Raw genomic sequence first — 19,944 nt, forward strand, 5'->3', positions numbered from 1 at the left:
TTAATTAAACTTCTACACCCATTTGCTTCGCTTTTTCCACTACTTCTTCGATGCGTCCAACTAGACGGAATGCATCCTCTGGAAGGTGGTCGTATTTGCCGTCAAGGATTTCTCTGAATCCTTTAACTGTTTCCTGAACAGGAACGTAAGAACCTTTTTGTCCAGTGAACTGCTCGGCTACGTGGAAGTTTTGAGATAAGAAGAACTGGATACGACGAGCACGGTGAACGGTTAATTTATCCTCATCCGTTAACTCATCCATACCTAAGATAGCAATGATATCTTGTAGTTCTTTGTAACGTTGTAAAGTAACCTGTACTTCACGCGCTACTGCATAGTGATCGTTTCCAACTACTTCTGGTGCCAATGCACGGGAAGTGGAAGCTAGAGGATCAACCGCTGGGTAGATACCCATCTCGGAAAGCTTACGCTCAAGGTTCGTTGTTGCATCCAAGTGAGCGAAAGTTGTTGCTGGAGCTGGATCCGTGTAGTCATCGGCAGGAACGTAGATCGCTTGGATAGACGTTACAGAACCTACAGACGTAGACGTGATACGCTCTTGTAATTGACCCATTTCAGTAGCAAGTGTTGGTTGGTAACCAACGGCAGATGGCATACGACCTAGTAGGGCGGAAACCTCAGAACCTGCTTGTGTGAAACGGAAGATGTTGTCCATGAAGAATAGAACGTCTTGTCCTTGGTCATCACGGAAGTACTCAGCCATTGTAAGACCTGTTAGTGCAACACGCATACGTGCTCCAGGTGGCTCGTTCATTTGTCCGAATACCATGGCAGTTTTCTTGATAACGCCAGAATCCGTCATCTCGTGGTAAAGGTCATTTCCTTCACGAGTACGCTCACCAACACCTGCGAATACGGAGATACCACCGTGCTCTTGTGCGATGTTGTTGATTAATTCTTGGATAAGAACCGTTTTACCTACACCGGCACCACCGAATAGACCGATCTTACCACCCTTGATGTAAGGAGCAAGTAAGTCTACTACTTTGATACCAGTTTCAAGGATTTCAACGTCTGTTGAAAGTTGATCGAATGTAGGAGCTTGTCTGTGAATCGGATCACGACGAGAACCTGCTGGGATTGGGGCATCTAAGTCAATATTTTCTCCTAGTACGTTGAAAACACGACCAAGTGTTACGTCACCTACTGGTACAGAAATAGGGTGACCAGCATCTTCTACTTCCATGCCGCGAACGACACCGTCTGTAGAAGCCATAGCGATTGTACGCACTGTGTTGTCTCCAAGGTGAAGAGCAACCTCAAGCGTTAAAGTAATGTCTACTTCATTTCCGCTACGAGCTTTATGATTAATATGAAGAGCGTTGTATATTTCAGGAAGATGTCCGCTGTCGAATTTTACGTCGACAACTGGACCCATGATTTGAGTAACGCGACCTTTCATCGTATTCCCTCCTAACTTACTTTTGCGAAATTTTGTTACATATTCAATCTATTGTTGAGCCGAAGCTCCCGCAGTAATCTCGGTGATCTCTTGAGTGATTGCTGCTTGACGGGCACGGTTGTAAGAAAGTGTAAGGCCTTGGATAAGCTCTTTTGCGTTATCTGTCGCACTTTGCATCGCTGTCATACGAGCAGCATGCTCACTTGCTTTTGCATCTAGTAATGCACCGTAGATCAGGCTTTCGGCATATTGCGGTAGCAATACTTCTAAGATACCTTCTTGGGAAGGTTCGAACTCATAGGATGTAATCTTGTTGGTTGTAGGTGCAATGTCAGTAAGAGGAAGAAGCTTCTTCTCTGTTACTTCTTGGGAGATTGCACTTACAAAGTGGTTGTAATACACGTATAACTCATCAAACGTTCCATCCGCGTACATGCTGACTGCACGATTCGCAATGTCCTTGATGTCTGAGAAGGATACTTGGTCGCCTAGACCAGTAATTTCGGAGAATACAGGGACGTTACGCTTTCTGAAAAAGTCGCGGCCGATTCGTCCGATGGCAATTACTGCGTATTCATCTTGAGACTTATGACGTTTTTGAACCGTCTGATGAACCGTACGTAAGATGTTACTGTTATAGGCACCTGCAAGACCACGGTCCGAGGAGATTACGATGTAGCCAGTACGTTTTACCGGACGGCTTTCTAGCATTGGATGCGATACATCTGTACTTCCTAGTGCGATGCTTGCTACAACCTCTTGGATTTTATCCATATAAGGATTGAAAGCTTTTGCATTCGTTTCAGCACGATTTAGTTTCGATGCGGAAACCATCTGCATGGCTTTTGTGATTTGACTAGTCTTCTTCGTCGAGGTAATTCTCGTTTTTATGTCGCGTAATGATGCCAAAGGATTTCACCACCTTTTTAACCCTATTCAGAGCGGTTAGACACATGGAAAGGAGGAATCGAAGGTTGGTTCGGGTTCCTCCATCGCATGGTGTAACTCACTATGTCGATCTATTACTTTTCAGTAGCTACGAAAGTCTTTTTGAATGCATTAAGTGCTTCAGCCATTGCTTCGTCGCTTGGTAATCCTTTAGTTGTACGGATTTCTTCAAGTAGTTCTTTACGGTTATGCTCTAACCAAGTAAGCATTTCGTCTTCGAAACGCGTTACATCTTGTACAGGAACATCATCGATGAAGCCTTTTGTAAGAGCGTAAAGAATCGCAACTTGCTTTTCTACTTTAAGTGGCTTGTTCAAGCCTTGCTTAAGTACTTCTACTGTACGAGCTCCACGGTTAAGTTTTGCTTGAGTTGCTTTATCTAAATCAGAACCGAATTGCGCGAACGCTTCTAGCTCACGGTAAGATGCAAGGTCAAGACGTAATGTACCTGATACCTTTTTCATCGCTTTGATTTGAGCGGATCCTCCAACACGTGATACGGAAAGACCAGCGTTGATCGCAGGACGAACACCGGAGAAGAATAGGTCTGATTGTAAGAAAATTTGTCCATCAGTGATGGAGATAACGTTTGTCGGGATGTAGGCAGATACGTCACCAGCTTGCGTTTCGATAAACGGTAAAGCTGTTAAAGATCCAGCGCCTTTTGCATCACTAAGCTTCGCTGCACGCTCTAACAAGCGGGAGTGAAGGTAGAATACGTCACCAGGATATGCTTCACGACCTGGAGGACGTTTTAATAGTAGGGAAAGTTCACGGTATGCAGCAGCTTGCTTCGTTAAGTCATCATAGATAACTAGAACGTGCTTGCCGTTGTACATGAATTCTTCACCCATTGTTACTCCAGTGTAAGGTGCTAAGAATAGCATTGGAGCTGGTGCAGATGCAGATGCTGTTACAACGATTGTGTAATCAAGTGCACCGTGCTTACGTAGAGTTTCTACCACTCCACGAACTGTAGATTCTTTTTGACCGATTGCAACATAGATACACACCATGTCTTGGTCTTTTTGGTTAAGAATCGTATCGATCGCAACAGATGTTTTACCTGTTTGACGGTCACCGATAATTAACTCACGTTGTCCGCGTCCGATTGGTACAAGCGCATCGATCGCTTTGATACCTGTTTGAAGTGGCTCATGAACGGATTTACGATCCATAACACCAGGAGCTTGTGCTTCAATTGGACGAGTTCTTGTTGTTTCGATTGGACCTAAACCATCAACTGGTTGTCCTAATGCGTTTACTACACGGCCGATAAGTTGTTCACCTACCGGTACCTCCATGATACGGCCTGTACGACGAACTGCATCGCCTTCGCGGATTTGAGTATAAGGTCCTAAGATTATTATACCGACGTTGTTTTCCTCTAAGTTTTGGGCAAGACCCATAACTCCGTTAGAAAATTCAACTAGCTCTCCAGCCATGACGTTGTCGAGACCATGAGCACGAGCGATACCATCCCCAACTTGGATAACAGTACCGACATCGCTAACTTCGATTTCAGACTGATAACTTTCGATTTGCTTTTTTATCAGCGCACTAATTTCTTCAGCTTTGATGCTCATGAATTTCACCCCTATCTACTATCTATTCGTTGTAAGTTGACGTCCTAGACGTTCTAATTTTCCACTGACACTTCCATCAAAAATACGGTTGCCGATACGAATCTTCAAACCGCCGATAAGAGATGGATCTACAATATTGCTGATGTTTAAAGAAGATTTCCCAACTTTTGCTGCAAATACAGCGGAAAGCTGAGCCTGCTCCGCATCAGATAATGCGCGAACAGAGTATACTTTCGCGTCTGCCACATTAAGGGCCTCGTTAGAAAGTGCTTTATACTCGTCAATCATATCCACTACGATACCTTGACGGTGACGGTCTATTAAAAGCTGTAACGTGTTTACGATAAATGGTGATGCAGAAGCAAATGCCTCACGGACGATTTGCTTTTTAGAGTCTTTGCGTACTTTCGGGTTGCTCAAAAGAACATCAAGTTCCTTGTTGTTCAAGAACACCTTTTTTACTTCTGCAAGCTCAGCATCAAACTGGGCATAAAGATTGTTTTCTTTTGCCAGTTCGAATAGAGCCAATGCATAACGCTTTGCTACTCCGTTTTTGCTCATCGCACTTCGCCTACCTGTTTCACGTAATCATCGATAAGCTTTTGCTGATCTTTTTCGTTTAGTTCTTTTTCAATCACTTTAGAAGCGATTAATACGGACAAGGATGCAACCTGTTCACGCAGGGCAATAACTGCTTGCTCTTTTTCCTGAACGATTTCTTTTCTTGCCGCTTCTTTAAGACGTGCAGATTCCTCTTGAGCAGCTCTGACGATATCTGCTTTTTGATCTTCTGCTACTTTTTTCGCGCTTTCCACTAAAGCCTGAGCTTCCGTGCGCGCTTCTTTTAAAAGAGCTCTTTGCTCTTCAACAAGAGCCTTCGCTTCTACATTGCTTTGTTCAGCTGCTGTGATTTCGTTTGCAATGTGATCTTCACGTTGCTTCATCATTCCAACAAGCTTATCCCAAGCAACTTTTCTAAGGAAATATAGTAAGATTAAAAATGTGATTAACTGGAATAGTGCATCTCCTAAAGTTAGGGATCCTGCACCAAGCACTAAGTGATCTAAGCTATACAATGCTTTCACTCCCTTCGAGGAATACATAAGAAAAGCACAAGCACCTAAAGGGCACCTTGGCTAGATTTTCAAAAAAATGGTTCATACTAAAGGAAAGGCGAAGGTTCTCGTATGAGACGGACTTCGCCATTATTGATGCTAAGAATTATTCGGGCAGTTAATTAACCACCGATAACCATGAACGCGATAACTACTGCGATGATAGGAATCGCCTCAACTAGTGCAACCCCGATGAACATTGTAGTTTGAAGAGTGGATTTAAGCTCAGGTTGACGAGCGATCCCTTCTACTGTACGACTTACGATTAATCCGTTACCAATACCTGCTCCTAGTGCTGCTAAACCAATTGCAACTGCTGCTGCTATAAGACCCATTGATAATTTCCTCCTTATGTTTAAAAAAAAGTTTTTTTGGTTATTAAAAAATTTATAAATTAATGGTCATGACTCACTTTGTGTGCCATATAAACCATTGTTAACATGGTGAAGATAAATGCTTGGATGGTTCCAATGAAAAGACTGAATGCTTGCCATACCAACATAGGAATGATTGCAACTGCTGTTCCAATGATTCCGGACATGAAGCCCATTTGATAACCGTTAACTGCAAGTCCCGCAAGTAATCCCAGCAAGATTTCCCCTGCAAAGATGTTCCCGTATAAACGCAGACCAAGCGTTAATGTGTTAGCAAATTCTTCAATGATCTTAAGTGGGAATAAGAACGCCATCGGTTTGAAGAAGTCCTTCCCATATTCCTTGAAGCCTTTCATCTTAATCCCATAATAATGCGTCAATGCTACTACCATTGCCGCGAGACTAAGCGTAATAACAGGATCTGCTGTCGGCGATTTCCACCATAAAGTGTGGTCATCACCAAGGATGATCGCAAATGGCAATCCTAGCATATTCGCGACAAATACATACATCATAATTGTCAGAGCTAATGCAAGGAATCTACCTCCTGTTTGCCAATCCATGGTACTGTTAATGATACCTTTAGCAAAGTCAACCAACCATTCAATGAAGTTTTGCGCTCCGGTAGGTTTCAATGCCAGTTTCCTTGTGCACAAGTATGCGATCAGGAACACAATCAAGGCTGTTATAATAGTCATCATAATATTTGACAAGTTGAAATGAAGGTCATATCCAAACAAATCAACCGTCCGTATAGGAGCACTGTGACCCAACACTACTCACCTCTCTTCCCCACTGCTTTAAAGAGTGTTACAAATGAATCTATGATAATGACAATATAGGATGTCATAATCCCTATGATGACGCCGTAGAGATTCAGAGTTTCTGGATATCTCATAGCGATGACCACACCGAGAACCGCGGCGGCCATTCTTGAAAAAGAACCTAATGTGATCGCTTTCCGACCCTCTGCAACTGCTTCCGTGAACTTCTTCACTTTCGAATGCAGCAGCCAGTGGTTGTACACACTGATCACTGTCCCCAGGATCAAACCTGCGAACCACTCTTGATGGGACGTGAATCCCCATCCTATTACAAAAAAGGCAAGAAAAAATAAGAAATACTTCATATGCCTCATAAACTTTTCGGTTGATTCGGGCATATTCATGACTCTCCTGAGAAGAATTTTTGGACCAAGTATAATACTCCCAGCACACCTGCTGCTAGTCCTAAAAGAAGTCCAATAATAAGGAACAATGGTTCGGTACCAATCTTGCCATCCAGCCATCTTCCTGCAAATAATCCGACTAAGGTGGGACCAACTAAGTAGGAAAGGATTCCGGACATCAAAGCCATTGCTTGGAATGGGCGGCGTTTATCTTCCATAGAAAACACCCCGTTTTACATGCGGTAAAAGATTTGAGGTCTTACTGATAAATCGATGCTAAATATGTATAAAATTGGTTTTTAAAAACCTATGAAAACCCTATCATTTTATACCCTTTGTAAGCATACAATAGCACTTTATCAATGTCAATGTGTTCTAAGGAAAAATCGACATTCTTTTCGTTGGTAAGATTTCTCTATGAACCAGCTTTTTTTCGCTATGTATTTTCTCCAGAAAAAAACAGCCAAATGATGAACAGTTTTCCTCATTCGGCTGTTGTATAACATTATTTTATCACAGATGACATGCAGGTTAAGTTTGTCGATTGTGAACATTATGTGACTATTCAGTAGTTTCAGGTTGTGTTGCTTGACATGATTCGACAAAAATGTCTCCTCAACCCCCTAAACCCTCCTCACTCAAAATAAAGGTCCGCTTCGACAGTGTCTTCCTTGTCCAGCTTCTTCGCGAAGACGACTGCCTTCACAAGTCCTTTTACTTTTACACGGTCGGCAGGGATTTGGTTTTTAAACAGTCCGCGTTGGAGGTCGCGCTCCCAGTCGAGATAGTCGATGAAGTGGAGCGTATCTGCTTCGTAGAGTGCTATTCCCAGTTCCTCTGCCCCTTCTGGCAAATACACCTCATATTGATATTCCCCTTCCTTATCTCCATAGCCAAATTGGAAGCCCATTATCCGCGGGTAATCCGGTTCTTCTATTATATAGAGGAAAGGCAGACGGATTTTTTGGCTGTTGGCGTTGACGACGACTTCTCCTTCGTGCATTCCTGCTTTTTGCTGATTCGGGGTGATGTCGAGCGTGATGTTGGTTTCGCGTTTTTCTTTTGGCTGGAGCGTAAAGGTGATTGGCGTCTTCCACTGGACTCCCTTTTGTTGCTTAGGTGCCTCGATGGAATATGTCACCTCTTTGTCAGACACATTTTCAATGGTAATAGGAATTTCCTTTTGCGTCCGGGTATCCTTTTTTTCCAGCATCCCGAAGTTTAGGGAACCTGGATACACGAGACTGTTCGTTCGGATTGCTTCCTCTAGCTGGATGCGGCCGGCTCCTTGTTCAAGGACGGAATAATCAGTGCCGTCTTCTTTTACCAGCGGTTTTGTTGTATTCATCAAGGCAGCTTTGACCTGAGCTGGCGTCCAATCAGGATGGGCCTGGATGATGAGTGCACTTGCTCCTGCCACATGCGGTGCGGCCATGCTTGTACCTTGAAGAGCGAGGTAGCCGTTTGGAATGGTGCTGTCGATTGCCACACCAGGCGCGACCACATCCGGCTTGATCTCCCATGTATGGGTAACCGGACCGCGCGAACTGAAGCTTGCGATGTCATCCTTATGCCATTTGAACGTTGTCTTCACCATGGAGAAACTTCTTTTCAAATGCTTTTTTAAAAACATGCCGTCCTCTTTGGAGATGGAAACGACAGGAATATCCATTTCAATTTCTAATGTGCCTGTAAAATTGCCTTCAAGGTTATTGTAAATAACCACACCAGCCGCTCCGTGCATTTTGGCATGATGCGCTTTTTCGGAAAAGGGAATCTTGCCGCGTTCGAGCAGCACTATTTTCCCCTCTACCTTTTTGCCGTCCCAATCCTCTTCTTCCCCAAGTCCTGCGTACACCATGCCCATCGGCTTGGACGAAAAATCCCATGGCATCGACCCTTGTAGCGGCAGCATTTCTACCTCTCTTTTAGAAAAAATAGGGGACAGATGCGGAATGTGAAGCGGCGGTGTGGACGCGCCTACCGATATTGCTTCAGATGACGTCCCAGGCGATCCGACCGTCCAGAGGTTCGGGCCGGAGTTACCGCTTGAAGTAACAGCAACCACGCCATGTTCCACCGCTTTGTTAAGCGCAAGGCTTGTGGGCCAATCCGGACCGTTAATCGTGTTTCCGAGTGATAGATTCAGCACATCCACTTTGTCATGAATGGCCATCTCTATTGCCGCGATTACATGCTCACTCGAACCTTGGCCACCAGGACCAAGAACTCGGTACGCAATCAGTTCCGCTTCCGGCGCCACTCCATGAAGATGACCGTTCGCCCCGACGATTCCTGCCACATGCGTGCCATGCAGAGTCGGCATTCCTTGAGACCGCTTTGTTTCCATCGGATCCTCGTCTTCATCGACAAAGTCATATCCTCCTGCGTAATTATTTCGGAGGTCGGGATGCGTGTAGTCAATTCCTGTATCAATGATCCCGACCTTCACGCCCTTTCCGGTGAGACGGTCGCCTTCTTTGTCATAGAGCCGATGCATCTTCTCTCCGCCGCCAATAAATGGCACACTTTCGTCAAGATTGGGGGTGTAGTTGGTGACAGGAGATACCTCCAAGATCCCTTTTTCATTTTGGAGCTTTTCCAGATCTTTGAGCGGTCCGTGGACGGCAAAACCTTTAAATACGGCCGTGTAGGTCCGCTTTATTTTCAGGGTAGGATATTTTTGTTGAATTAGGTTCTGAATGGAGTTTTGGCTGTTTTCCTCCACGATTAAAATAACCGTCTGTTCCTCAAGCTCAGTGCCTGGTCTGCTTACCGGAAGTGGCGGCCGTTTTGGGTATTTGGGTGTGCTGGTTGTGCTGAGTGTATTGGTTGTATGTAATGAGTCGTTTGTGCGTACGTTTATGGATGTTGTGGTGGTGGCTGTTGTATTTGTTAGCGGCTGCATTAGTGGAGTTGTCACCAGCAGTCCGGCAAGTGCTATACTTGATAAAATTTTCCCTGTTTTCACGTCCTTCACCTCTGCTACCTAGCATTTGTTATTGGGGATGGATTATGCATGGGATGGTGGATGCTGTTTCGGGGAATTTAAGGGTGGCTTGTGGAAGTATTCAATAAATGGGGGAATTTATACAATAAAGTGGCGCAAGTATTCAATAAAAGAGAAAAAGTATTCAATAAAACGACGGAATTTAACAACAATCCATATACTTCCAAATAAAAAAAGCCTGTTGGGAGATCGAATGAGATCTCCCAACAGCCTTACGTCAATCACTTATTTTGTTCCGTATAGTCTGTCGCCAGCGTCACCAAGACCTGGGACGATGTAGCCTTTTTCGTTCAGTTTTTCGTCAAGCGCCGCGATGTAGATGTCTACGTCAGGGTGCGCTTCTTTAAGTAATTCCACACCTTCAGGGGCAGCGATCAGGCACATGAATTTGATGTTTTTCGCGCCGCGTTTTTTCAGGGAGTGAATTGCTTCGATTGCAGATCCGCCTGTTGCAAGCATTGGATCAACCACGATGAAGTCGCGCTCTTCCACATCAGATGGTAATTTTACATAATATTCAACAGGTTGAAGCGTTTCTGGGTCACGGTATAAGCCGACATGTCCAACTTTAGCCGCTGGAATCAATTTCAGCATTCCTTCTACCATGCCAAGACCGGCACGAAGAATCGGAACGATCCCTAATTTTTTCCCTGCCAACACGTTTGATTTTGAAATAGAAACCGGTGTTTCCACATCCACTTCTTCAAGCGGAAGGTCACGGGTAATCTCGAATGCCATTAAACTTGCCACTTCATCAACTAGTTCACGAAACTCTTTCGTACCTGTATGTTTGTCGCGGATGTATGTAAGTTTGTGCTGAATTAACGGGTGATCAAATACGTACACTTTTGCCATTCGAAATCTCTCCTTTTATCATGTCAGTTAGTAGCCGGTTTGGCTCACAGCTCGTCCGACTCCCATTCACACTTCCATTGATTCTACAGAAAAAGCAGGATTGATTCAAGTTATTTTCCACAAAAAAAGAGAGGTCTAACCTCAGACCTCTCCCACCAACACCTTTATCCTAAAGAAGGATACAATTCATATTTTCCAGAAACTGCTTCCACACGCTCTTTTGCTTCTTCCAGTTTCGTTTCATCTTCATGGTTCTTCAATGTGAAGGCAATGATGGATGCAATCTCATCCATATCCTCAAGTGTGAAGCCACGGCTTGTCACTGCCGCTGTCCCGATGCGGACACCACTTGTTACAAATGGACTTTCCGGATCAAATGGAATCGTGTTCTTGTTGACCGTGATTCCAACCTCGTCCAATACTTTCTCCGCAATTTTTCCTGTGATGGAAAGGGAGCGCACGTCCACAAGCAGCAGATGGTTGTCTGTTCCATCCGATACTAGAGAAAGACCTTCTTGTTTCAACGCTTCCGCCAGGCGGTGTGCATTGTCGATGATTTTTTGCGCATAGTCTTTGAAATCTGGTTGCAATGCTTCTCCGAACGCAACTGCCTTTGCTGCGATCACGTGCATTAATGGACCACCTTGAAGGCCTGGGAAAATAGATTTATCAATTTTCTTCGCCCATTCTTCTTTGCAAAGGATCATCCCGCCACGAGGTCCGCGCAACGTTTTATGCGTAGTTGTCGTCACAAAGTCAGCGTAAGGTACCGGATTCTGGTGAAGGCCTGCTGCAACAAGACCGGCAATATGAGCCATATCGACCATCAGGTAAGCCCCAACTTCGTCTGCAATTTCGCGGAACTTCGCAAAATCAATTGCGCGCGGGTACGCACTTGCACCGGCAACGATCAGCTTCGGCTTGTGCAGTCTCGCTTTCTCTGCAACGTCTTCATAATTGATAGTATGAGAGTCTTTGTCCACCCCATACTCCACAAAATTATATTGAATACCACTAAAGTTTACCGGGCTGCCGTGTGTTAAATGGCCGCCATGGGAAAGATTCATCCCAAGTACCGTGTCGCCCTGTTCTAGAATGGTAAAATAAACTGCCATATTTGCTTGGGCACCAGAGTGTGGTTGAACATTTGCATGCTCGGCTCCGAAAATTTCCTTCGCACGGTCACGGGCAATGTTCTCCGCAACATCTACATGTTCACAACCACCGTAATAACGACGGCCTGGATATCCTTCTGCATATTTATTCGTCAGTACAGATCCTTGAGCCTCCATAACCGCTTCACTTACAAAGTTCTCAGAAGCAATTAACTCGATTTTCGTGCGTTGTCTTGCCAATTCATCCTGGATGGATTGAAACAATTGCTGATCCTGTTGTGCTAATTTCACTTTCGGAATCCCCCTTTAAGTATGAACATCAAATTTGAAATGTTTGAAAAAACACCTACATTCGGCTTTTCAACCTTTACCTCCTCCATTTTATCACGATGCACCATAGATAGAAACAGAAAAGGAAGATTGACAGCGCTTACTCTAAAAAACTTTCGTGAAAATAAAAAAGAACGAAAAGGGGTCAGACCCCCGCAGGATTTTTTTCATCCATGTCGAAGGCCTGCCCCGCATTATTGTTATATTTTTTCTTTTGTGGGGATTTCGTAGGTTGCTCTGGCGCCGCCGATGAGTTTGGGGCGGGTTTTTGCAATGGTGATGTGGGCGTTACCGACATGTTTGACGGTGCTGCGAACTGGGACGGCGACATGTTTGAGGTGCATGCCGATCAGTGTGTCCCCGATATCTATTCCGGCATCTGCCTTAATGTGTTCGACCATGACCGCATCTTTCATATGGTGAAAGGCGTGCGAAGCCATGGCACCGCCGGCATGCCGGACAGGGATGACCGTCACTTCATCTAACCCTCGCCTCCACGCTGTTTCTCTTTCAACGACAAGCGCACGGTTCAAGTGTTCACAGCATTGAAACGCAAGCTCTACACCTGTCCGCTCACGAAACTCGTCCAACACGGCAAAGAGCGTTTCCGCCACGCCTTCTGTTCCGGCTGTTCCTATCTTTTCCCCGATCACTTCACTTGTGCTGCACCCTACAACAAGAATCTGACCTTCTTTTAATTGCGCCTGATCCTGCAAGTCGTTCAACGCCTGCTGCAACTGTTCTTTCCACTCATAATGCATCATTGATTCCTTCCCCCACCTTCCTCCAACCAACTCTTACTTCTCCAGCTGATGAATCTTATTGACGCGGTTCTCGTGGCGGCCGCCTTCAAACTCGGTTGTCAGCCAGATCTTTGCGATTTCACGCGCAAGCCCCGGTCCGATGACACGCTCTCCCATCGCCAACACATTGCTGTCATTATGTTCACGCGTCGCTTTCGCACTGAACATGTCATGCACAAGCGCACAACGAATTCCCTTCACTTTGTTTGCGGCAATGGACATACCAATACCTGTTCCGCAAATTAAAATACCGCGGTCAAATTCGCCTGCCGCAACCTTTGTCGCAACCGGTTGAGCATAGTCCGGATAATCTACGGACGTTTCACACTCACACCCGAAGTCTTCAAACTCTATATTTAACTCTGTCATTAATCCTTTAATTTCCTCACGGATGTTTATACCGCCGTGATCAGAAGCAATTGCTACTCTCATATTTTCATCCCCTATTTGAATGATTTTTTCTTACTTACATCTTACCCGTCTATAGAGAAAAAATCCATCGGGATGTTTGCAGCACCCTTTCCACGTTCCATTACATGAAAAAAGCCTGAGCAACTATGTGCTCAAGCTGAATTTTAACGTCTTCCTTACACCTTAAACCTGGAAATCATCCGCTGCAGGTTGCTTGCCTGGCCTGCTAGCTCCTGGGATATTTTCTCGATGTCGGCAATCATGTTCGCCTGCTCTTGCGTGGTTGCCGTCACTTCTTCCGCTCCTGCAGAGGTTTCTTCGGCAATCGCCGCCACCTCTTGGGATTGACGCGCCGTCGTTTGGATGCTGTCCATCTGACGGTCCACAAGGTTTGCAATCTGTTTAACGGACGCTGCCACCTCTAATACGGAGTTGGTCATTTCTGCAATGACCGTGTTCGTTGCCGTACCTTTTTCCGCTTCCACATTCGCGGCCTTCACCTGTCCGGTGATTTGCGTGACCACGTTTTTCACTTCTTGTTGAATGTTTTTAATCAACTCTGAGATTCCTTGGACCGCTTTGGCACTTTCATCTGCCAAGGAACGGACTTCTTCCGCTACTACGGCAAACCCGCGTCCATGCTCTCCCGCCCGCGCCGCTTCAATCGAAGCATTTAAGGCTAAAAGATTGGTCTGTCCCGCAATGTCACCGACAAGGGAGATGATATTTTCTACTTCTTTCGCATTCTTTTCAAGGCGCTCCACAGTCTTTAAAGATGTCTGATTTTCGCCGGCAAGCTTCTGGATCCCAGAAACTAAAGAATGGATCACTTCCTTGCTTTCATCCAGATCCTTCACCATTTCTTCAGAAAGCTGCTGGGAGGACGTTGCTTTTGCATGAACCTCATCGGCAATTTTGATCACTTCATCCACTGATTCTGCCGTATCTTGAATGGAAGCAGCGGAACTTTCTGCCCCTCTTGCAATCTCTTCAATTGTATAAGAGATGCTTTCTGCTTGCTCGGAAGCCTGCATGGAGACATCGCTTATTTCTTCCACTTTTTCATTCGTTTTCTCGAACGTTTCGTTAATGGTTTTCACCATGTCACGCAAGTTATGTAACATAAGGTTGAACGCATCTCCGACCGCACTGATCTCATCGCGCGAATTGGATACTGGCACATCCTCCGATAGATCGCCATTTGCCGCCTTCTGAGCCACTTCTTCCAACTGCTGCAGTGGTTTGGTGATATATGTTGCCGCAAAAAAAGCGAGAATTCCAGACCATACAATTCCCAGAACCAATGTGAGAACCGTGAAAAGGTTCGCTCCCATGAATCCTTCTACATAATCCACTAAAAAATAAATGAAGAAACCACTGACCGTATACGTGATAACCGCTAAAATCGTGGTAAACAACACGAGCTTATAGCGTAAGCCAAACTTATATTTACTGTTTTCCCCCATCGTACTTCCTCCTCCATGCATGGTCCGCACAGAGATCTCTCTCTTTTTTCGCAGCCTGCATGAGTGCTATTTTATTTTTTCCACTATCGTCTCTATGACATGTTGAAGCTCTTCGAATGTCGCGCGATACGTCTCAACCGAGCCACCGTAAGGGTCCATCACTTCTCCAATCTGTTCCGCAAATCCCTTAAGCGTATAAGTTTTCCCCAAGCTTTTCGGGTAGCTGTTTTCCAGCAACATTTTATGCTGGGCCGTCATGGTGAAAATATAATCCGCCCACTCTATCAACTCGTCCGACACTTGGGAAGACTGATGCTCTACCGGCAATCCTTTTTCTTTTAACACTTTCTGCGCCTGACTGGAAGCGCCACTGCCCGGCATTGCAAATACTCCAGCCGATTTAACCTCTACACCTTGTATGTCATGCCCCGCCAAAATTGCGGCAGCCATCGGACTTCGACACGTATTCCCCGTACACACAAATAATACATTCATTTTCTGACTCCTCCTTTTTTCTTTATTATAAACGAAAAGAAAGAAGAATTAGTCATAAAGACCCTCTCTCTAGTTATGTCGGCATCGACGAGTGCTTTTAAAGGGGAGAAATAAAAAAAGACCCTCTGGCAGGTCTATTTTTCACACAAAAAACAATAATTTTATGCCAAACCCCAGCAAAATACTGCCTCCAAGCGCCTCGCTGTACGAACCGAGCCAGCCCTGCAACTTCCTGCCGAAAATAAGCCCCATCCATGTCAACAGCATGCTCACAGCTCCAAACAACAAAATGGTCAACAAGGTTCTCGCTCCGTAAATCCCAAGGCTAAGGCCTACTGAAAAACTGTCCAAACTCACACTGAGTGCGAAAACGAATAAACCCGCCCCAACCGGCGATATCATCGGCCCGTCCTCCTTTTTAAAAGAAGAAAGCATCATCTGCACCCCAAGCATTACAAGCAAAAGCCCGCCAATGAGTGTCGCAATCGAACCGAACTCCTGTGACAGCACCTTGCCGACCGCCATTCCACCAAGCGGCATGAAAATATGGAAAATTCCAATGGTAACCCCTATGTAAAAGATCTGCCGCAATCTAAGCTTTATCATGCCCATCCCAAGTCCCACAGAAAAAGCGTCCATTCCAAGCGCAATTGCCATCAATAATAGTGTCATGAATTCCCCAACCGTAATCCCCATGCTCTGCCTCCCCTTAGGACTTGTCTGACTTGTCTACTTCAAGATATGCACAAGCCTTCGGGAATAGAAGGAAAACAAAACAAAAAAGGACCTGATGTTGGTCGAGGTCCTTTGGATTATTCTTTTATTACCTTATGGCCGGCGGCTTTTTCGAGACGGTTCATAATTGCCGCGCCGACTCCCGTTTGCGGGAAAGTCTCGCTAAAAATCACGTCCACCTCGGTCGCATTAAACGCCCGAAGCCCATCATACAAATGACTCGCCACGGTTGCGAGGTCTTTTTTGGTTCCAATGGAAATGGCCGTGATCTCCGTAGTATCCAGTTTGGCGATGGTCTCTTCTGTTGCGAGCAATCCTACCTTTTGACCATTCTGAAATGCTTTAGTGATGGTTTGCTGGACGAAACTTTCGCTTCCCTCCACCAGGTACACCGGCGCAACCGGTGCATAATGTGTGTATTTCATCCCAGGAGACTTAGGTTTATGCTGCTCTTCTTGCGAAAATAAAGAAGGATCTACGTCCACTTTTCCTACCACTTTCTCCAGCTCTTCCTTTGTCACCCCACCCGGTCGCAGGATCATGGGAGTTTCTGTCGTGCAATCCACAACCGTCGATTCCAGGCCAACACCCGTTGCCCCTCCATCCACAATTCCGGCGATCCTGTGGATTAAATCTTCCTCCACATGCTGCGCCGTTGTCGGACTTGGCTTGCCGGATAAATTTGCGCTTGGAGCCGCAAGCGGTAATCCTGAAGCCTCTATGAGAGCCCGCGCTATAGCGTGGTCAGGCATACGGATAGCAAGTGTAGTAAGACCTGCCGTTACATATTGGGAGACTCCTTCCTTCTTTGGAAGGACGAGCGTGAGCGGACCGGGCCAAAAAGCAGCCATCAGCTGGCGGGCTGAGTCCGGCACGTTAACGTTATCCACAAGCTCTGTTAGTTGTTCCATCTTCGATATATGCACAATAAGCGGGTTGTCACTAGGACGTCCCTTCGCTTCAAAAATCTTCAATACAGCCTGATCTGACAGGGCATTCGCACCAAGACCATATACGGTTTCCGTCGGGAAGGCCACCACTTCATCTTCTTTCAGCAAGCTGGCAGCTTCCATAACCTGTGGATAACTGTTTTTCATAGGCTCTTCTTTATCCACAGCCCATAATTTCGTATTCATTTACAATCCCTCATTCTACAATCTATTAACATGTGAATATGTAAGCATTTCTTCTGAAAGTATAAATAACTTCCACAAATAACACAAGCTTTATCCACAAACTGTGGATAAAGCCTCACCAAACCGTGGATAAATCTGTGGGTAATGTGGATTTAAGCGCAAAAAGAGCGAAAAAGACTTAAAAAAGTAAAAAAAAGATAAAAAAGGGGTCTGACCCGCTCTGCGTTAATGCGTTACCTTATTGATAAGGGGTCTGACCCGCCGTGCGTTAATGCGTTACCTCGCTGCTAAGGGGTCTGACCCCTTAATTCACATACCATCAGTGTACAGCCTTCTTGTTGGGTGATTTCTTGGAAGAAGTCGGATGCGAGCATGGTTTGTGGTGCGGTGTGGATAGGTTGTGGATAAAAGTTGAGCAGTTCGAAAAATTGGATGAAGTTATTTTTGTTGGTAACTAGGTAGAGCTGCTCTAATCCTTTTTTTCGCGCATGTTGCTGGGTATGCTCAAACATTTGCAGCAGCTGAAACTGCTTGACGGACGGACCAATCACAAGCGAGCGCAAAAGCCCTGCATCCCCGTACATTTCTATTCCGATGGTTCCGCAAATCCCTTCGTTCTCTTCCTCCAGAATAATAAAATCTTCTATCTTATCTTCCAGACCCGCGATAGTGATATTTGCTCTTCTTAAAAATACCTGCAATGCCCAAAGGTCATCCTGTGTTGCTGATCGCAATACTTTCATTTTTTCACCCCATCTAGTAGTTTTCTAATACTACTCTATTGAGATGAATGAAAAAGTAGAACCTTAAGCCGTAATTTTATTCCATAGGGAAGATAGAATCTCTACTAGAAAGAATTCCACTTCCACTTCTTCCGGCTCCTCGTCCACTACAAATTCCTGCATGTCCGCCGTTGTGTCCGCCTTTGCTGTTGTGGCAGTAACTGCTGCAGTTTCTTTGGACGCTTTCTCTTCCGCTTCCTCTTCCTCAAAAGGAGTTGCCGTTGCTTCCCCGTTTGAAAAATCCAGGAAACATAATGGCGGGAACAATACGCACCACCAGTTTGCTCCAGTGCCTTCCCCAAGTGTGATCAAAATGGCTTCATAATCCCCTGCAGGGTAAATGAATTTTCCGTACATTTTTGTCGGGAAATCCACTCTACCGAAGTCAACGTTATAAGATTGGACGAGGCCCTCTTCTGCCATTACTTCTTCTACGATTTCTTCGATTTGATCCATGTTACCGGTAATCACTTCGCGGGCATTGTCCATGGAAGTCAATCCTTCCACCCAAACCGTGATTTCCTCATTCACACGGTCACGAATCTTCCGCTTTAGTTCCTGATCCTGTTCACTATCGCTATTTGCCAAAATACGAAGCCTGATTGCCTCATCCGGAATCACCATCGCCCCATTCTTCACACTCGCTCCAGCCGTCGCCTGCTCTCCCAAAAGCGAAAGATAAGCCCCTACAAAAAGTAACACTATATATAAAGTAATAATATTTTTCTTCAACATTTCCCCCAACTCCCCTCTAGCAAACAGTCTAGGCAAAAAACAAAAATCCTAAACTATTAAAATGAAAAATGTTTTTGCTAGTTTGTTGGTTTTAATGGTGGTGAGGGCGGGTATATGTACAGAACGCGTTACTTTATGTCGTGTATTTTTAATGAAAGGGAGATAGGCTTTATGAGATCGTTTACTTGCAATATTGAAGCATTTCGCATTGGAGAAATGAAAAGTGCATTCAATCACATCAGCATACCTATCGTTTTTGAAATGTTGGTTGGTGGCAGATGGATGACAGGCAACGTATTCTACCATCATTATCACCGCACCATTTCGTATGATTCAAACCTTTCCCAGTTGATCAACCTTTGCACCTCAGAAAAGAAAGAAGAAATTCGCCAAGCTTTTGTGAAATTTGTGGAAGAAAAAACAAATAGAGGCCTGACACTTGCCAGACCTCAACAGGAAGACGGAGCCGTAATGGAAGCATAGATTCAACTTCCACACTCTGAAAACTAGTACCACCTTGCCCTAATCGACAGAAGCAAGCAAGGTGCAGCTCCCTCCTCCTTCTATAAGAAACATCATCCAATTAAAGCAAATACCATTCGATCTTTGCCGTTGATGTCCAAAACAACCTCCACAGTTGCCTTAGGGAATGTCTTTTCCAGCAACGCTTTTACGTCTTCTCCTTGTCCCATGCCTACTTCAAACGCCACAACCGCACGTTCTTTTAGCACTTTTGGGAGCTCGTCCATAAACCGCTCATAAAACTCCAAACCGGAAATACCGCCAACCAAAGCACGATACGGCTCAAAATCCTTTACCACCGTTGACAGCCCTTCATACTCCTTTTGGGGAATATATGGTGGATTGGATACTACCACATCGACTTTGATCTCTTGCTCGATGAATGGAAGCAGTAAGTCACCTTGGAGAAACGCTACTTCTGCGCCTAATGCTTCTGCATTATCCATCGCCACTTCCAATGATTCACCGGCAATATCTGTCGCATGCACATTAAGGGAGCTATTTTCCAAAGCAAGGGTGATCGCAATCGCACCGCTGCCTGTCCCAACGTCCACGACGCTCAATTTTTCGCCTGTAGTATCAGAGACTGCACCGTTGCCAAAATGCTTTTTCACACGATCTAGCACTCCGACCACCAACTCTTCCGTCTCAGGTCTTGGAATCAACACCTCTTCACTGACAAAAAAGCTGCGGCCGTAGAATTCCTCTTTTCCCATCAAGTACTGTACCGGAATTCCTGCAACATGTTTGTGTACGTTGAAAATAAAGGAACTTTGCGTCTCCATCGGCATCATTTCTTGCATTCTACTAAAAAGCTGGGCCCGATCCAGTTTCATATGGTGTCGCAACAACAATTCACCCGCATTTTCGTCGCGATCGTTCTTTTTTAAAAAAGAAGAAGCCCAGTTTAGGGCTTCGTATACCTTCATGGCCTT

Annotated in this window: 22 protein-coding genes; 1 reads left to right on the forward strand and 21 read right to left on the reverse strand. The window is 45.2% G+C overall.

The genetic code is table 11. From position 1 onward, the window contains the following. Window positions 1–4: 4 nt before the first annotated feature. The 20 genes from atpD to spoIIR all read right to left on the reverse strand — a co-directional run bounded on the left by atpD (window position 5) and on the right by spoIIR (window position 18,487). A complete protein-coding gene (atpD, locus tag LG307_RS20855; RefSeq protein WP_404446112.1) occupies window positions 5–1,423 on the reverse strand; it encodes a F0F1 ATP synthase subunit beta in 1,419 nt (472 codons plus the stop codon). A gap of 48 nt (window positions 1,424–1,471) precedes the next feature. Further along, entirely contained in the window at window positions 1,472–2,332 is an 861-nt protein-coding gene (locus tag LG307_RS20860; RefSeq protein ID WP_404446115.1) for a F0F1 ATP synthase subunit gamma, read from the reverse strand. Between the two features lie 113 nt (window positions 2,333–2,445). Beyond that, on the reverse strand, window positions 2,446–3,957 hold the full coding sequence (atpA, locus tag LG307_RS20865) for a F0F1 ATP synthase subunit alpha (protein ID WP_404446118.1): 1,512 nt from the start codon (window positions 3,955–3,957) through the stop codon (window positions 2,446–2,448). An 18-nt stretch (window positions 3,958–3,975) separates the two neighbouring features. Beyond that, entirely contained in the window at window positions 3,976–4,518 is a 543-nt protein-coding gene (locus LG307_RS20870) for a F0F1 ATP synthase subunit delta (RefSeq protein ID WP_404446121.1), read from the reverse strand. Continuing rightward, entirely contained in the window at window positions 4,515–5,060 is a 546-nt protein-coding gene (atpF, locus tag LG307_RS20875; protein WP_404446124.1) for a F0F1 ATP synthase subunit B, read from the reverse strand. Before atpF ends, LG307_RS20870 begins: the two co-directional genes overlap by 4 nt. Before the next feature lie 134 nt (window positions 5,061–5,194). Beyond that, complete coding sequence (atpE, locus tag LG307_RS20880; protein ID WP_010200387.1) at window positions 5,195–5,407, reverse strand: F0F1 ATP synthase subunit C; 213 nt, start codon at window positions 5,405–5,407, stop codon at window positions 5,195–5,197. A 59-nt stretch (window positions 5,408–5,466) separates the two neighbouring features. Further along, entirely contained in the window at window positions 5,467–6,219 is a 753-nt protein-coding gene (gene atpB, locus LG307_RS20885; protein WP_404450521.1) for a F0F1 ATP synthase subunit A, read from the reverse strand. Window positions 6,220–6,221: 2 nt separating this feature from the next. Next, a complete protein-coding gene (locus tag LG307_RS20890; RefSeq protein WP_404446127.1) occupies window positions 6,222–6,608 on the reverse strand; it encodes an ATP synthase subunit I in 387 nt (128 codons plus the stop codon). A gap of 2 nt (window positions 6,609–6,610) precedes the next feature. After that, complete coding sequence (locus tag LG307_RS20895) at window positions 6,611–6,832, reverse strand: AtpZ/AtpI family protein (protein WP_223491494.1); 222 nt, start codon at window positions 6,830–6,832, stop codon at window positions 6,611–6,613. A gap of 416 nt (window positions 6,833–7,248) precedes the next feature. Then, entirely contained in the window at window positions 7,249–9,585 is a 2,337-nt protein-coding gene (locus LG307_RS20900) for a S8 family serine peptidase (protein WP_404446129.1), read from the reverse strand. Between the two features lie 264 nt (window positions 9,586–9,849). Then, window positions 9,850–10,479: a uracil phosphoribosyltransferase gene (upp, locus tag LG307_RS20905; protein ID WP_404446132.1), complete on the reverse strand. Its 630-nt coding sequence runs from the start codon at window positions 10,477–10,479 to the stop codon at window positions 9,850–9,852. 164 nt (window positions 10,480–10,643) lie between these two features. Continuing rightward, the gene (glyA, locus tag LG307_RS20910) at window positions 10,644–11,885 is read right to left on the reverse strand and encodes a serine hydroxymethyltransferase (protein WP_404446135.1); all 1,242 of its coding nucleotides are present in this window, start codon (window positions 11,883–11,885) and stop codon (window positions 10,644–10,646) included. Window positions 11,886–12,124: 239 nt separating this feature from the next. Then, complete coding sequence (locus LG307_RS20915) at window positions 12,125–12,688, reverse strand: TIGR01440 family protein (protein ID WP_404446137.1); 564 nt, start codon at window positions 12,686–12,688, stop codon at window positions 12,125–12,127. 33 nt (window positions 12,689–12,721) lie between these two features. After that, window positions 12,722–13,159, reverse strand: coding sequence for a ribose 5-phosphate isomerase B (gene rpiB / locus LG307_RS20920; RefSeq protein ID WP_404446140.1), 438 nt, complete (start codon window positions 13,157–13,159; stop codon window positions 12,722–12,724). Between the two features lie 155 nt (window positions 13,160–13,314). Then, window positions 13,315–14,604, reverse strand: a complete 1,290-nt coding sequence (locus LG307_RS20925; protein ID WP_404446143.1) for a methyl-accepting chemotaxis protein — start codon at window positions 14,602–14,604, stop codon at window positions 13,315–13,317. 66 nt (window positions 14,605–14,670) lie between these two features. After that, window positions 14,671–15,099, reverse strand: coding sequence for a low molecular weight protein arginine phosphatase (locus LG307_RS20930; RefSeq protein WP_404446146.1), 429 nt, complete (start codon window positions 15,097–15,099; stop codon window positions 14,671–14,673). Between the two features lie 141 nt (window positions 15,100–15,240). Next, window positions 15,241–15,795, reverse strand: coding sequence for a manganese efflux pump MntP family protein (locus tag LG307_RS20935; protein ID WP_404446149.1), 555 nt, complete (start codon window positions 15,793–15,795; stop codon window positions 15,241–15,243). Between the two features lie 116 nt (window positions 15,796–15,911). Then, on the reverse strand, window positions 15,912–16,970 hold the full coding sequence (locus LG307_RS20940; RefSeq protein WP_404446151.1) for an L-threonylcarbamoyladenylate synthase: 1,059 nt from the start codon (window positions 16,968–16,970) through the stop codon (window positions 15,912–15,914). A 287-nt stretch (window positions 16,971–17,257) separates the two neighbouring features. Beyond that, window positions 17,258–17,713, reverse strand: coding sequence for a GNAT family N-acetyltransferase (locus tag LG307_RS20945; protein WP_404446154.1), 456 nt, complete (start codon window positions 17,711–17,713; stop codon window positions 17,258–17,260). A 63-nt stretch (window positions 17,714–17,776) separates the two neighbouring features. Next, window positions 17,777–18,487, reverse strand: coding sequence for a stage II sporulation protein R (spoIIR, locus tag LG307_RS20950; RefSeq protein ID WP_404446156.1), 711 nt, complete (start codon window positions 18,485–18,487; stop codon window positions 17,777–17,779). Window positions 18,488–18,658: 171 nt separating this feature from the next. On the opposite strand from spoIIR, the gene LG307_RS20955 reads away from it, so the two are divergent. Further along, window positions 18,659–18,970, forward strand: a complete 312-nt coding sequence (locus LG307_RS20955; protein WP_404446158.1) for a hypothetical protein — start codon at window positions 18,659–18,661, stop codon at window positions 18,968–18,970. Between the two features lie 92 nt (window positions 18,971–19,062). Here the strand turns inward: LG307_RS20955 and prmC are convergent, their stop codons facing one another. Then, window positions 19,063–19,938, reverse strand: a complete 876-nt coding sequence (gene prmC, locus LG307_RS20960) for a peptide chain release factor N(5)-glutamine methyltransferase (RefSeq protein WP_404450522.1) — start codon at window positions 19,936–19,938, stop codon at window positions 19,063–19,065. Between the last annotated feature and the right edge of the window lie 6 nt (window positions 19,939–19,944).

The sequence above is a fragment of the Sutcliffiella horikoshii genome, assembly GCF_044809035.1.
Lineage (GTDB): Bacteria > Bacillota > Bacilli > Bacillales > Bacillaceae_I > Sutcliffiella_A > Sutcliffiella_A horikoshii_G.